General features: G+C 47.6%; 13 protein-coding genes. 5 read left to right on the forward strand and 8 right to left on the reverse strand.

Features of this window, described 5'->3' with window-relative positions; all coding sequences use genetic code 11:
* Positions 1-2 precede the first annotated feature (2 nt).
* Both K0H61_RS13095 and K0H61_RS13100 read right to left on the reverse strand, forming a co-directional pair.
* Positions 3-764, reverse strand: a complete 762-nt coding sequence (locus tag K0H61_RS13095) for a gamma-glutamyl-gamma-aminobutyrate hydrolase family protein (RefSeq protein WP_220049807.1) — start codon at positions 762-764, stop codon at positions 3-5.
* A gap of 357 nt (positions 765-1,121) precedes the next feature.
* On the reverse strand, positions 1,122-1,676 hold the full coding sequence (locus tag K0H61_RS13100; RefSeq protein WP_220049808.1) for a cupin domain-containing protein: 555 nt from the start codon (positions 1,674-1,676) through the stop codon (positions 1,122-1,124).
* A 234-nt stretch (positions 1,677-1,910) separates the two neighbouring features.
* Between K0H61_RS13100 and K0H61_RS13105 the strand changes: the two genes are divergently transcribed.
* Entirely contained in the window at positions 1,911-3,218 is a 1,308-nt protein-coding gene (locus tag K0H61_RS13105) for an NAD(P)/FAD-dependent oxidoreductase (protein WP_220049809.1), read from the forward strand.
* A 99-nt stretch (positions 3,219-3,317) separates the two neighbouring features.
* Here K0H61_RS13105 and K0H61_RS13110 read toward each other — a convergent pair whose 3' ends face one another.
* From K0H61_RS13110 to K0H61_RS13120, 3 genes are all read right to left on the reverse strand, one after another.
* The gene (locus K0H61_RS13110) at positions 3,318-4,175 is read right to left on the reverse strand and encodes a sulfurtransferase (protein WP_220049810.1); all 858 of its coding nucleotides are present in this window, start codon (positions 4,173-4,175) and stop codon (positions 3,318-3,320) included.
* Positions 4,176-4,339: 164 nt separating this feature from the next.
* A complete protein-coding gene (locus K0H61_RS13115; RefSeq protein ID WP_220049811.1) occupies positions 4,340-4,735 on the reverse strand; it encodes a septal ring lytic transglycosylase RlpA family protein in 396 nt (131 codons plus the stop codon).
* Positions 4,736-5,057: 322 nt separating this feature from the next.
* On the reverse strand, positions 5,058-6,554 hold the full coding sequence (locus K0H61_RS13120; protein WP_220049812.1) for an aldehyde dehydrogenase: 1,497 nt from the start codon (positions 6,552-6,554) through the stop codon (positions 5,058-5,060).
* A gap of 314 nt (positions 6,555-6,868) precedes the next feature.
* Here K0H61_RS13120 and aptA point away from each other — a divergent pair, with 314 nt between their 5' ends.
* The 4 genes from aptA (at position 6,869) to K0H61_RS13140 (ending at position 11,028) form a co-directional block, all read left to right on the forward strand.
* Entirely contained in the window at positions 6,869-8,206 is a 1,338-nt protein-coding gene (aptA, locus tag K0H61_RS13125) for an omega-aminotransferase AptA (protein ID WP_220049813.1), read from the forward strand.
* A 45-nt stretch (positions 8,207-8,251) separates the two neighbouring features.
* A complete protein-coding gene (locus K0H61_RS13130) occupies positions 8,252-9,742 on the forward strand; it encodes a CoA-acylating methylmalonate-semialdehyde dehydrogenase (protein WP_220049814.1) in 1,491 nt (496 codons plus the stop codon).
* 17 nt (positions 9,743-9,759) lie between these two features.
* Positions 9,760-10,125: a cupin domain-containing protein gene (locus K0H61_RS13135; protein WP_220049815.1), complete on the forward strand. Its 366-nt coding sequence runs from the start codon at positions 9,760-9,762 to the stop codon at positions 10,123-10,125.
* Positions 10,126-10,305: 180 nt separating this feature from the next.
* Positions 10,306-11,028 (forward strand): TorF family putative porin, encoded by a 723-nt coding sequence (locus K0H61_RS13140; RefSeq protein WP_220049817.1) that lies wholly within the window; start codon positions 10,306-10,308, stop codon positions 11,026-11,028.
* Between the two features lie 74 nt (positions 11,029-11,102).
* Here the strand turns inward: K0H61_RS13140 and nagP are convergent, their stop codons facing one another.
* From nagP to nagA, 3 genes are all read right to left on the reverse strand, one after another.
* On the reverse strand, positions 11,103-12,401 hold the full coding sequence (gene nagP / locus K0H61_RS13145) for an N-acetylglucosamine MFS transporter NagP (protein WP_220052709.1): 1,299 nt from the start codon (positions 12,399-12,401) through the stop codon (positions 11,103-11,105).
* A 315-nt stretch (positions 12,402-12,716) separates the two neighbouring features.
* Positions 12,717-13,886: a transmembrane glucosamine N-acetyltransferase NagX gene (gene nagX / locus K0H61_RS13150; protein WP_220049819.1), complete on the reverse strand. Its 1,170-nt coding sequence runs from the start codon at positions 13,884-13,886 to the stop codon at positions 12,717-12,719.
* A gap of 197 nt (positions 13,887-14,083) precedes the next feature.
* Positions 14,084-15,220: an N-acetylglucosamine-6-phosphate deacetylase gene (gene nagA / locus K0H61_RS13155; protein WP_220049820.1), complete on the reverse strand. Its 1,137-nt coding sequence runs from the start codon at positions 15,218-15,220 to the stop codon at positions 14,084-14,086.
* Between the last annotated feature and the right edge of the window lie 22 nt (positions 15,221-15,242).

Raw genomic sequence — 15,242 nt, forward strand, 5'->3', positions numbered from 1 at the left:
AGTTATTTCACTCGCTTTGTAGCCCTACGTCTGCAGGCATCGCCGAAGGCATTGAAAATGGAAAGGTAAAATGGGTTTTCAGATACCTTCCACTCAGGATGCCACTGCACACCAAGGGCAAATTCTTTCGCACCGCTAACGGAGAAAGCTTCCACTAGACCATCTGGAGCATAAGCTTCTGGCCGCAACCCAATCCCAAGACGCTCCACGCCTTGGGTATGAACAGAGTTCACCTCTGCAGAGTTACGGCCCCATGCCTCGTAAATGACCCCCCCAGGCTCCACAGTGATACTGTGGGATGGCCCATACTGCACCTCTAACGAGGCCTCTTTATCTTCTCTGTGTTCAATAAAACTACCCACCTCATGTAACTTCTGGTGCAGACTGCCACCAAAAGCCACATTCATCTCCTGAAAACCACGACAGATCCCAAGCACTGGCACGCCCGCAGCAATGGCTGCATGAATAAGGGGTAAAGTGGTCGCATCACGTTTAGGATCGTGGTGCGTACCAACTTCACTCGGGGCGCCAGCATAATGATGGGGCTCGACGTTCGAAGGTGAACCGGTAAACACTATGCCATCGAGTCTTGCCAAAATGGCCTCAATCGGTTGGTTAGCACCCAAAGATGGGATCACTAAAGGCCAACCCTTTGCACCATTTACAACACCCATAAGGTATTTTTCACCCACAATGTTAAAAGGATGGGCTCCTAATTGCTGATTACATGCAATCACACCAATAAGGGGCAACTCGAATGACATATCTCACCTTCAGTATAATTTTACTAGCATAACGAACACTTTAAGTTTTAATGTTCATTTTTTCACACACTACACCTTATTAAGAACCTAAGCAAGAGGTTAAACGCTTGTTAAAATTTATTTTATAAAATGGTTGCTTTTTATCGAAAAGGTCAATGTATTTGGGGCTTTTAGGCCATCCTTTGTTTAAAATGGCGGCTTTAAAATGCAAAATGAAGGGAGAAAACACAACTAATTGGATCCAACGCCAGTATTCAAACACGGCATATTTGACCAATATTATTTACACTTTGCTAATAATAGGTAGAAAGCACCAGCTACCCCAGTACGAAATAGCTGGCAAACACAGAAAGGAAATCAGAAGTCCGCAGGGGTGGTTGCGCTGACAAGCCTGCAAGGTTCATCGAAGGGGTTGCGGAATCGATGGGGCAGTTCGCTATTAAAGTAATAACTGTCTCCCGCCTGTAAAATATACACTTCTTCCCCCACGGTCAGCTCGACTTTACCTTCGATGACCATGGCGGCTTCTTCGCCTTCGTGCTTTAACATCTCTTCGCCGGTATCAGAACCTGGTGGATACACTTCATCCATCACAGACATGGCTCGATTCGGGTAATCACGGCCAATGAGCTTAAATTCCAATGGTCCAGTACCAATATCGAGTAACTCACCCGAGCGATAAACCACTTTTTGCTCACTCTCAACTTCAGCTTCAGCTTCAATGGAGAAAAACTCCACGAGAGACATTGGGATGCCCGACAATACTTTCTTTAAAGAACTGACTGATGGACTAACACTGTTCTTCTCGATCATAGAAATAGTGCTATTTGTTACGCCCGCACGTTTGGCTAACTCACGCTGAGACAAGCCTTTCATTTTTCGAACAGTTTTGAGACTGGCTCCAATATCCAAATTTCACATCTCCCCAAAGGATCGGGTATCCCGATAGATGATGAATAAATTGTTCAGGATAAACACCATCCAGAACGCATTTTTGCCGCAAAAGCGTGGTTTTTAAGGCCTGCGTTGTATTCTACATAAAAAGTGTGTTAAATAAAACGAACACTTTAATGCAATCTGTTAAAAATGTGTTGAGTATACTAAGACAAACCTAATTTACAATAAAAACAGATTATTGGAGAGCGCATGGCAGCTAAAGCCCCAGTGCACAGTGAGCAGTATCCCCAGTCCTATTACGTCGATACCGCCAAGGAAATTTACAGCCATCCCCAATTGGAGGGGGAAGTCAGTGTCGATGTTTGTATTGTGGGCGGTGGCTTTAGTGGCATTAATACTGCGATTGAACTGAGAGAACGTGGTTTAAGCGTGGTGCTGCTCGAAAGCAAACGTATTGGATGGGGGGCATCGGGACGTAATGGTGGCGAACTTATTCGCGGTATTGGCCATGATCCAGCTCAGTTTATCAATGAAATAGGCTCTGAAGGCGTGGCCGCGATAGAGCAAATGGGCTTTGAAGCGGTAGACATTGTCCGCAATCGCATCCAAACCCATAGCATCGATTGCGATCTGCAAATGGGCTATTGCGATCTCGCAGTAAAAGCACGCCATTTGGATGAACTCAGCGTTGAATATGAACACCTAAAGAAACTAGGGTATAAACACGACGTCAAACTGCTAGCAAAATCTAAGATAGGTGAAGTTATTGCATCGGACTGTTACCAAGGCGCGCTGATGGACATGGGGAGCGGTCATTTGCATCCCCTCAATTTAGTGCTTGGTGAAGCTAGAGTTGCCCGCGAACTTGGGGTTCAAATCTTTGAATACAGCGGTGCGGATAAAATCATTAAAGGCGCGAAACCAAAGGTCATCACAGCAAAGGGTGAAGTGAGCTGCCAATATTTAGTGCTTACAGGTAATGCCTACATAGGCCATAAACTCAATCCCTATCTTGGCGGCAAAGTACTCCCAGCAGGCAGTTATCTGCTCGCAACCGAGCCATTAACACCTGAGCAGTGCGCCGAGATTATTCCAAAGAATATGGCCTTTGCGGATATGCGAATCGCCTTAGATTACTTCCACTTATCGGCCGATAGACGATTGCTGTTTGGCGGTTTATGCACCTACTCGGGTAAAGATCCAAAGGATATCGAAGCGGCGCTAAGACCAAATCTTGAAAAGGTGTTCCCGCAACTAAAGGGAATTAAAATTGATTACCAATGGGGGGGAATGATAGGCATAGGTGCTAACCGTATGCCGCAGATTGGTCGCCTGCCCGATGCGGATAATATCTTTTTTGCCCAAGCCTACGCGGGGCATGGTGTGAACGCGACCCATATGGCGGCCAAATTACTTGCTGAAGCGATATGCAAACAGGCAGGACACTTCGATGTATTCGCCAAAATCAAGCATATGACCTTCCCCGGCGGCCCCACCTTCCGCTCACCTATGCTGGCAGCAGGCATGCTGTACCATAGATTTAAAGACTTGTTTTAACCGCAAACCATAAAACAAAAATGCCCATCACCAATACAATAAAGATGAACTTACTCTAGCTATGATGGGCATTTCTATAAAGCCAATAAAACTGCGAAATCAACACTCAATCGGCAGATCTGCTCGACTGCCCCAATCCGCCCAGGAACCATCGTAAAGCACTGCATTGCTATGGCCCGCAGCAACCGAAGCCAAGATCAAAATACAGGCGGTTATGCCTGAGCCGCAGCTAAAAACTCGCTGCGTTTTATCACCAGCAAGGCCTTGAAAAATCTTCTGAAGCTCTATAGGCGATTTGATGCTATAGCCCTTTAATACCTCACCAAAAGGGAGATTGACTGAGTTTGGAATATGACCGCTACGAATGCCAGATCGGGGCTCTGCAACCTGGCCTAAAAAGCGGCTTCTGCCACGGGCATCGATAATGGCTGTTTCTTTATCGTCAATTTTACTGAGCACCGTCTTTGCATCGCAAACCAGCTCATCTTGATAGCTCAGCACCTCGGCCAGTGCATCAATATCACTTAGGCCAAAGTCGATACCCTCTTCCTGATAGCGGGATGAAATCACTCTGTCCTCTTCCATCCACAGTGGCAGACCGCCATCGAGCACATATACCCGGTGAAACCCCATGACCTTAAACAGCCACCAAGCTCGAGGCGCGCTATAAATCCCTTGATTATCATAGATAACGACAAGGCTTTCAGGCGTAATCCCAAGCTGTGCAATCCCAGCAATAAACTGGGCTAACGTCGGCATAGCATGAATTTGGCTGGAACTTAGATCGCAAAAATCCTGCTCTAAGTCGAAGCGTCTGGAGCGAGGAATACACACGCTTTCATCGTAAACAATAGGCTCCTTGCCAATCACAGTCTTCATGCTGGCATCGAGTAACACTAAATTGCTATCGTTTAAATGATCTTCGAGCCATTGGGTACTAACCAGTGGATATTCCATATTTATCAATCCCTTTCTTGAGTATCTGTTCTTAATATCGATATGGGAACGGCTGATGGATTTAGCAAGTCCTTCCCTTTCGACTCCCTCACGTTATCAGCCTATCGCGATGAGAGTATTACAACAGAAACCGAACCTGTTACAGGACGCTAAAACCACTGCCACTAGTCTCTTAATGGCACCTTAATGACTTCAATTTTCACATCGAGTAACCCTTCAGATGTCTTGCCAATGCTTTTAAACGCCGATTTAGAGAGGTCAATAATACGGCCACGTATAAAAGGCCCTCTGTCGTTAATCCTCACCACCACAGCCTTTCCATTTTCAAGGTTAGTAACTTTTACTTCTGAGCCAAAGGGGATTTCCCGATGGGCTGCTGTCTTTAATTGGTGCTGATAACGCTCACCACTCGCCGTCTTACGATTTTGATGCTTATTGGCGTAATAGGACGCTTGACCTTTATCGGTATATCCCTGCCATTTATCGCCAGGTGTAGAAGAACAGCCCGATAAAATACCAATCATTGTGGCAAAGGCGAGATGAATAATAACGGATTTCATTATGCGCTCGAAAATGACCTCTATTTCAGCATGTAAAATTCTTAACAGCGAAAGGAAAGTCGAATGTTTTTCTGAATGTTACTTGAATCTTGCATCGTCAGAAACTGTATGCCAAAGCATTTATGTATTTGGTTCAGGCTTCATTAAACCAAGGTATAGATTAGCGCTTATTTTTTTAATAAAACTAGCCACTTAATCACTAAGGCAGAACAATCAAGTTAGAATTGTTTGAATAGATAAGTTGAATCTTCCATTAAAAGACCGCTTTTATCTTGGATAAAAGCGGCCTAATGAGCACAACGGCATACTTAAAAAGCGCCAGTTACAACGCAATCCAAGTCGCTTTAACTTCGGTATATTTATCAAACGAATGCAGGGACTTATCGCGACCATTTCCCGACTGCTTATAGCCACCAAATGGCGCGGTCATATCGCCGCCATCGTAATGGTTAATCCACACCATCCCCGTTCTGAGCGCCTTAGCGGTTTTATGTGCCTTACTGATATCAGACGTCCACACTCCTGCAGCAAGACCATAAATTGTGTCGTTAGCAATCTTTATCGCCTCATCCATGCCATCAAATTCAATCACGGACAGCACTGGGCCAAAGATCTCTTCGCTGGCGATTTTCATCTTGTTATGCACATTACTAAAAACAGTCGGTTGAACATATACACCGCCAGACTCGGCAAGTACTTGACTGCCACCATGGACAAGATTTGCGCCCTCATCATGGCCTGCTTTGATATAGCTTAAAATCGTATCGAGCTGCTGCTTATCAACCACGGCGCCACTGACGGTTTGAGGATCGAGTGGATGACCCGGCTGCCAAGAGGCAAGCTCCTCGGCGATTAAGGCAATCAGCTCATCTTTAACGCCCGATTCCACCAGCAGGCGCGAACCAGCAGTACACACTTCGCCTTGGTTAAAGGCAATGGCTTCTGCCGCAGCAACTGCGGCCGCTTTAAGATCCGGCGCATCATTAAAGACGATGTTAGGGCTCTTACCGCCAGCCTCTAGCCACACCCGCTTCATGTTAGACTCACCAGCATAAATCATTAATTGCTTAGCGATTTTGGTTGAACCTGTAAATACCAAGGTATCCACATCCATATGCAGCGCCAACGCTTTACCGACTGTGTGACCAAAACCTGGTAATACGTTAAGCACGCCCTTAGGAATGCCCGCTTCAATTGCCAGCTCGGCAATACGAATGGCAGTTAATGGCGATTTTTCGGAGGGTTTGAGTACAACGCTGTTACCCGTTGCTAACGCAGGGCCGAGTTTCCAACAGGCCATTAGCAGTGGGAAATTCCACGGTACAATTGCCGCGACCACACCAACGGCTTCGCGGGTAATCATGCCAATTTCGTTGTGGGCGGTTGGCGCTAATTCATCGTAGAGTTTATCGATGGCTTCACCCGACCAGCGAATTGCGCGGGCAGCGCCAGCAATATCCACCGCCTTTGAAAAACGAATCGGTTTACCCATGTCGAGGGTTTCTAACAGCGCTAATTCGTTGGCGTTTTCTTCGAGTAATTCGGCAAAACGGATCATGACTTGTTTGCGTTTAACTGGCGCAGCCTTTGACCACACACCCGACTCAAATACCTCACGGGCATTGGCCACCGCAATGTTGGCATCGGCTACATCACAGCTAGCAATTTGCGCTAACACACGGCCATCAATCGGACTCACGCAGTCAAAGGTTGCGCCAGATTCGGCATCTTTATAGCTGCCATTAATAAAGGCCTTACCATTGATAGACAGGCTCGCTTGCATCGCTTCCCAGTCGCTACGCGTTTTAGGTGTACTCATGATGACCTCTTAATTGTTTGTATTTGTTGGGTAAAGATTTCAACAATATTGGGGAACTGACCTTGCAGTAGGCTAACTTGCGCATCAACTGATTTACCATTCAAACGCACAACCAGCACAAGGCTGAAATTGGCAATCAGATTACGCTGTTTGAACACTAATATTCAATATTTTTTACAAAAATAGCATTTTTGCCACAAATAACTGCACACACCTCTTCCATGTTCATTATTTCTAACATAGCATAGAAAATATTCGCCACCCATAACGAAGACCTGACCTCATTGAACAAGGCAAAGGACAAGGTAAACATCATGGCAGATTCAACCTATTCTTCTAAAGAGCCAACGACGCTCGAACATTACTGGATGCCCTTCACTGCTAATCGCCAGTTTAAGGCCAGTCCGCGACTACTCGCCAAAGCTGAAGGCATGTATTACACCGATGTTGATGGCAATCAGGTCCTAGATTCCACCGCAGGTTTATGGTGCTGTAACGCTGGCCATGGTCGCAGAGAAATCAGTGAAGCGGTGAGCAAACAAATTCGTGAAATGGATTACGCCCCGTCGTTCCAAATGGGTCATCCCTTAGCGTTCGAACTCGCCTCGCGCTTAACCGAATTAAGCCCAGAGGGGATGAATAAGGTCTTCTTTACCAACTCAGGCTCAGAATCCGTCGATACCGCTCTCAAAATGGCGCTGTGTTACCACAGAGCCAATGGTCAGGCATCGCGTACTCGTTTTATTGGCCGAGAACTCGGTTACCACGGTGTCGGCTTTGGTGGGATTTCAGTGGGTGGCCTGAGTAATAACCGCAAGGCCTTTAGTGGACAATTACTCCAAGGTGTCGATCATCTTCCCCACACCTTAGATATTCAAAATGCCGCCTTCACCCGCGGTCTACCTGAATTTGGCGCAGAGAAGGCCGAGGTATTAGAACAATTAGTGACCCTGCATGGCGCCGAAAATATCGCGGCGGTGATTGTAGAACCTATGTCTGGTTCAGCTGGTGTGATTCTGCCGCCACAGGGCTATTTAAAACGCCTACGTGAAATTACCCAAAAATACGGCATCCTGTTGATTTTTGATGAAGTCATCACAGGCTTTGGCCGTGTTGGCGCCGCCTTTGCCAGCCAGCGCTGGGGCGTCACGCCGGACATTATCACCACAGCCAAGGCCATCAATAATGGCGCTATCCCCATGGGCGCGGTGTTTGTGCAGGACTATATCCACGATACCTGCATGCAGGGGCCGACCGAATTAATCGAGTTCTTCCACGGTTATACCTATTCAGGGCACCCAGTAGCCGCTGCAGCAGCGCTCGCCACCTTATCCATTTATGAAAATGAACAGCTATTTGAGCGCAGCATGTCGCTGGAACGTTATTTCGAAGAGGCGGTTCACAGCTTGAAGGGCTTGCCAAACGTGATTGATATCCGCAACACGGGATTGGTCGCTGGCATCCAGCTGGCACCATCAAGCCAAGGCGCGGGTAAACGTGGCTACAGCGTGTTCGAGCATTGTTTTCGCCACGGCACACTTGTGCGGGCAACGGGTGACATCATTGCCATGTCTCCGCCACTGATTGTAGAAAAACACCATATAGACCAGATGATTAACAGCTTAAGCGATGCTATCACCGCCGTTGGATGATACGGCTTGTATTTACTCACCCGCATAAGGGATTAAAGGTTACCTATGTTAAAGATCACCCATTTTGTTAACGGCCAACATACGCCAGCTAGCAGCAGAACCCAGGATATTTTTGAGCCCGCCACGGGCGAGCGTCGGGGCGAAGTCTCCCTCGCAAGTTGCGATGAAGTCTCACAGGCCATCGCAGCGGCAAAAACGGCCTTCGATTCTTGGTCACAGGTAACCCCCTTAAATCGCGCCCGAGTCCTGTTTAAATTTAAAGCGCTGGTTGAAGCGCATATGGATGAACTGGCAGAGCTTATTACCCGCGAGCATGGCAAAGTACTCGACGATGCCAGAGGCGAGCTTATCCGCGGCCTTGAAGTCGTCGAATTTGCCTGTGGTATCCCGCATCTACTCAAGGGTGAACATACCCAGCAGGTCGGTGGCGGAGTGGATGCCTGGTCAGTCAATCAAGCTTTAGGTGTTGTCGCAGGGATTGCCCCCTTTAACTTCCCCGTGATGGTTCCCATGTGGATGTTCCCAATCGCCATTGCCTGCGGTAACACCTTTATTATGAAACCCTCGGAAAAAGACCCAAGTTCGGTCATGCGTATCGCCGAACTGCTTAAAGAAGCAGGCTTACCCGATGGGGTCTTTAACGTAGTAAATGGCGATAAAGAAGCCGTCGATACCCTGCTAAGCCATCCCGATATTCAGGCGGTAAGCTTTGTGGGTTCAACGCCCATTGCCGAATACATCTATTCCACAGCATCGAAGCACGGTAAACGCGTTCAAGCCCTCGGCGGCGCCAAAAACCATATGCTGTTGATGCCAGATGCGGATCTCGACCAAGCCGTGAGCGCCTTAATGGGCGCGGCCTACGGCAGTGCCGGTGAGCGTTGTATGGCCATCTCCGTTGTATTAGCGGTCGGCGATGTGGGCGATAAATTAGTCGAGAAACTCCTTCCACAAATTAAAAGCCTAAAAGTCGGTAACGGCCTCACTCCTGAAATGGAAATGGGGCCGCTGATTTCACAGCAGCATCTTGCCAAAGTGACTCAGTTTGTCGAAGCAGGCCTTAATGAAGGTGCAACTCTGTTAGTCGATGGCCGCAACTTAAGCGTTGAAGACCACCAGCAGGGCTACTTCCTTGGCGCCTGCCTTTTCGACCATGTCACTGCTGATATGAGCATTTACCGTGAAGAGATTTTTGGCCCTGTGCTCGCCATTGTGCGCGTAAAGGATTATCCAACGGCACTTGAGCTTATCAATCAACACGAATTTGGTAACGGCACCGCCATATTTACCCAAAGCGGTGAGGCGGCGAGACATTTTTGTCACCATGTGCAGGTCGGTATGGTCGGCGTTAACGTGCCGATTCCTGTGCCAATGGCCTTCCACAGCTTTGGCGGATGGAAGCGCTCATTATTTGGTCCGCTGCATATGCACGGCCCAGATGGCGTGCGTTTTTACACTAAGCGCAAGGCGATTACCGCGCGTTGGCCCGTGGGCAAAAGCACCCAAGCCGAATTTGTTATGCCCACCATGAAATAACGGCCGAGGGTTAAATAATGACAGTTAGTGTTAACGCCATTGTAAGATTCGCTGCGACCCATTCTCCAGTTGAAACCTATCAACTGCCGGCAGAAAAGTTGGTTACTGGGAATCCAACCCAAACACTGGAAAATCACTATTCAAGCCCGTGCAATCAGTTTCACAGTGGAATTTGGCAAAGTGAATCAGGTACTTGGAATGTGAACTATACCGAATACGAGTATTGCGAAATCCTCGAAGGCAGCAGTATTATCACAGATACGCAAGGGCAATCTCAGTCCTTTAGCAAGGGCGATCGTTTTATCATTCCCGCGGGCTTTCAGGGGACGTGGGAAGTCTGCGAGCCCTGCCGCAAGGTGTACGTCATTTTCGAGCAAAAGTAAGGCGCTTTTGCACCTTACCTCGATTATCTGGCTAACTTGGTTAGCCTTATTCGCCAAAGATGTCGCAGCAACGGAATTTCCTAGGCTGATGTTTGGCAAAACAACGGATATAATACACTGTTATTTAAACAAAAAATAATCAGTGATACATCCGTGTCAACCAAAAATGGGAGAAATACCGTGTATAACAATCTGAATAAAAAACGGCTAGTACCACTGGTCGCGCTGGCGCTAAGCGCGACATTATTCACTGACATTGCTGCGGCTGAAGTCTCTGGTGAAATTGCTGTTACCAATGATTATCGCTTCCGCGGCATTTCGCAAACCGCGGGCGATCCCGCTGTGCAAGCAGGGGTTGATTGGAGCTTCGAGTCAGGTTTCTCTGTGGGCGCTTGGGCCAGTAACGTTGACTTTGATGAGCCAGGCTACAACGGCCCAGACATTGAATACGATTTCTATGTCGCCTACGGCGGTGAAATCAATGAAGATATCAGCTACGACGTGACCTTAAACCGTTACAACTACTCTGGCGACAGCGATCTTGGCTATTTCGAAGTCACTGCCGGCGTTGAATACAGCGGTTTCCGTTTAGCTTACTGGTTCACAGACGATTACAGTGGCACTGATTTAGATTATCACTACACCGAACTTAACTATTCCTATGAATTCGTTGAGAACTGGAGCGTCGATTTTCACTACGGCTACAACGCTGGCGATGCATTAGACGATGGCGAAGGCTTCGATAGCTATTCAGACTATTCAATTGGCGTTTCAACTGAGTTAGCTGGTTTTGGCCTGTCGCTGGCTTGGTTAGGCTCTGATTTAGATGGCGCGCAAAAGGTATCTAAGGGCGCAGGGCGCAACGACGATACAATCCTTGCAACCGTTAGCTACGCGTTCTAATTGCTAGTTTAGGCTCAGTCTCAACATTCACTAAAAAGCCCTCATTCGAGGGCTTTTTATTTTCTGTTCATCTATTACCAGTGGCGCATTTTATGCCCCTTAACGGCATAGAACAGGATAAATAAATAACAAGGTAACATCACCATATAGCCGCCCTGCTGACCCATATCAGTGGCTGAACTCATCAGGCCCCAGAACAGTGGTCCAAAGGCGCCGCCCGCGATCCCCATGATAAGGAGCGCAGAGCCCGTACTCGTGAACTTACCTAAACCTGACAACGCTAAAGGCCAAACCGCTGGCCACACGATGGCATTGGCTAAACCAAGGAAAGCAATCAGCAATAATGTATCTGGCAGCGCAACACCGCCAAATGGTACTAATAGCGTATTTGCAATGACGTAGGAATTGTTATCTCCAAACAGAATACCCAAGGTTAATAGCAAACCGAGAATCGCCGAAATCATCAGTGCGGTAGGCTGGGAGATAAATCGCGGGATAAGCAAAATGCCTAGGGTGTAACCCAGCACCATACACACCATGGTATAGGAGGTCATCACCCCGTAGTGCTCTACGCCAAGTGAGAGCGCAAAGGTGCCAATGGTATCACCGGCAATCACCTCGACCGCAACATATACGAATAGCGCAATCACACCAAGGGCAAGGTTTGGGTGGGAAAGCGTCGCCTTGATTTGGCCTTTGTCAGCAGCCTCTGCCACCTCTTCGCTATTGCTCAGTTCTGGCAATGGCGACTTTTTAACCGCTATTGCTAACACCCCGATAAAAATTGCCATACCAAGGTAAGGTAATACTAAGCCATTGGCCATCTCATCGATTTGCGCTTGAGATAAGGTTGTGCCGATACGGTCCTTAAAGCTATCTAAAATCAGCGCCGAGAAAACTAACGGGGCAATCACGCCTGCGCCCTTATTTAAAATCCCCATGACGCTAACCCTTGCTGCGGCAGACTCTTCAGGGCCTAAGCGAACGACATAGGGGTTTACTGCAGTTTGCAGTAGGGTTTGCCCTGCCCCCATCACTAATTGGGCACACAAAAACAGTGCAAAAACTTGGGTCTTAGCCGCAGGGATAAATAACAAGCCAGCCAGCATCATAATGCCCATGCCAAGCGCCATACCATTTTTATAGCCAACCTTACGGATAACCCAGGCCGATGGCAGCGCGGTAAAGGTCACCGCAATATAAAAAGAAAATAGAATTAACGAAGCTTGAAAGGGATTGAGCTGCAATATCTGCTTTAGATAGGGCATTAAGGAGCCATTTAACCAAGTGGCAAATCCGAGGATAAAAAAAAGTGCCGCCACTATCGCCATGGGAATAAAGCTGCTTTTCTGCTGGCTTTTATCGAGTGTCATTTCCATAAACCTGCTTCTTATAGTAATTAATTTAATAGGTTGGGACTCAAAACCGCGAGTTAGCCCGAATTGTAACCCGTCTTCAAGGCCAGATGTTAGCATCCAACTGCGCCATTGTTTCATCGATGTTAAAACAAACAACACAAAAAGACAACGCTGTCATTTGTTATTTATATCTTCAATCGAAAGCACTGCAGAAGCATTTACTCTCTTAATGTGATGTGCACATTCACAAATCATAAAAAGCCGCAGTAAAAACTGCGGCTTAATTGAAATAAAACCTCACCACTGTGAACCAATTAAGCGGAACAACCTTTAAATTCGCACAAAAATCTTTTTGCGATACATCCAATACAGCAGAAGCCACTGAACCGCGAGTAAAGCAATCACAGCGCCAAGTGGCTGCGCAGTTTCAGGTAAGGCCCCAATAATCCCACCAAACAGACTTTGAGATAGGTACTTCCAATCCACTAGGCTGGACGCAAGGTAAATAATGATGGCATTGCTTCCTATCACGACAAATACAAAGGCGAGTCTATGCCAGTGAAGCACATCAATAACGCCATAGAAAAATGCCAACAGCAACATGCTCCAGCCGCAGGTCACCAGTACAAAGGAGCTCGTCCAAAGATCCTTATTCACAGGAATAATGCCATCTAACAGCCATCCCAGCGCGAGGCTCAAAGCGCCCACAAACGCTAATAATGCAACCTTGGTCCACTCCCCTTGGGGATGGGGTTTGACAATAAAATGCCCAACGAATACCCCGACTAGCGCGTTAACGATCGCAGGTAGCGTTGATAATATGCCCTCGGGATCTGGCGTTCTGGCTTGATAACTGATACCAGGAAGTAAAAGACTGTCCACATAAGCATTAAGTGAATCTGCCTGAGAAAAACTGCCCGCTTGCCCCGTAGGATAAGGCAGCCATAGCTGCATCACGCCATAGGTCACTAAGATCCCTAAAGCCACTGCGATTTGCGCTCTCAAACTGGTGTGCCAAACCAAGATTGCTGCGAAAAACCACGCGAAGGCAATGCGGCCTAACACGCTGGCATAGCGAATTTTATCGGGATCGGCCGGTATTCCTGTCCCCCAACCGTGGTTATAAACAACGCCAAGTAACAGTAATAAACCTAAGCGTTTAACACCGTGGCGATAAACAGGCAGGCGCTCAACCATAGGTAATTTGTCTAAACGTTTAGGAGAAAGACCCAGCGCAACACCGGACAGAAAAATAAACAGCGGAAAGATCAAATCGTAGAAACGGAAGCCATGCCACTGGCTATGGTGCATTTGCTCATCGCCCCACTGCCATCCCGCCCAGCCAGTAAGCAGCAATAATGCAGCAAATAGTCCTTCAGCGCCTAATATCCAAAACATATCGAAGCCCCTAAGGGCATCGAGGGACTTAAGCCTTTGCTTCGACTTCGCTAAATTTGTAGGCTGATCGCTTTGCCCCCCACGTTCGGATAACGCTCCCATTCCCTTTCCTTTATTATTGTTATTTTGAGTGTTTTTCATTCATTTGTACAAAATCGCAACTGTATATTTAAAAATCGTAGCCCCGGTTATCAAAATAATCTGTGGATGAATTTTAAACAATCAATAATATCAATGAATTAGCTTAATAATCATCCACTACTGATAGCGATTACAGACTTAGCAGAGTACAAAATAAATTAGCCACGATGATAAACTTGCTGCCCGGCAATATAGTTCGCCAAGACTTGGTTTTTCCCATTTAGCAACAGTAAATCGGCTCGGTATCCTGATGCGATTGTTCCGTATTGCTTATCAATGCCTAAAAACTGCGCAGGATAAAGGGATGCCATACGAAGCGCCTCATCGAGCCCTAACCCTAACATACTCACGGTATTATCAACGGCGCTCGCCATATCCAGCACACAACCCGCCAGTTCCCCAGTGACCGCATTGAGCCTGTCTCCAACACGCTGCACTTGAGTGCCAAACAGCTCAAAGCTGGTCTCATCGTCCATGCCAACGGGCGGCATCGCATCGGTGACTAGCATCATCTTACCGCGCGGTTTGGCTCTAAGAGCAACTTTGGCTGATGCAGGGTGAACATGGTGGCCATCAACAATGAGACCGCACCATGAATATGGGTCTTCAATCGCAGCGCCCACCATACCAGGCTCACGTGAACCTAGGGCCGACATAGCATTAAAGAGGTGAGTAAAGCCCGTCGCACCGGCTTCTAATGCCGCAACCACGGTTTGGTAGTCCGCATTCGAGTGGCCTAAGCAGACCTTAACCCCAGCGTCGACTAATTTTCGGATAACCGCGGAAGATACATTCTCAGGCGCCAAAGTCACTACCCTAAGCCCGAGATCCTGACGGCAGAAAATCTCAATCTCCGCTTCAGAGATTTCGCGAATAAAACCTTGGGGATGAACGCCCTTCTTTGGCACCGATAAGTGCGGTCCCTCAAAATGCACCCCGAGAACGCCTTTACTGTGATTGGCAACGGCTTTAGCCACCGCATCGGCAGCCTTGGCCATCACGCTCACATCGTCGGTAATCAAGGTAGGTAAAAACCCCGTAGTGCCAAATTGCGCATGCGCCCGACCGATGGTTTCGATACAAGCAACGCTTGGCGTGGCATTAAATAATGCGCCACCGCCGCCATTGACCTGCACATCAATAAAACCAGGCACAAGTGTCCCTGCGACGCGGATTTCCTTCGCGCCAGCAACCGTATCCAAACTGATAATATGGCCATCTTCAATGGATACAGGCAGATGTTGATGGAACTCATGGCCATCAAATACACGCTCGGCAATCAGGGTAAACGTCATCTCAAACCTCTTTAAAATACAG

It is taken from the genome of Shewanella acanthi (genome assembly GCF_019457475.1).
Lineage (GTDB): Bacteria > Pseudomonadota > Gammaproteobacteria > Enterobacterales > Shewanellaceae > Shewanella > Shewanella acanthi.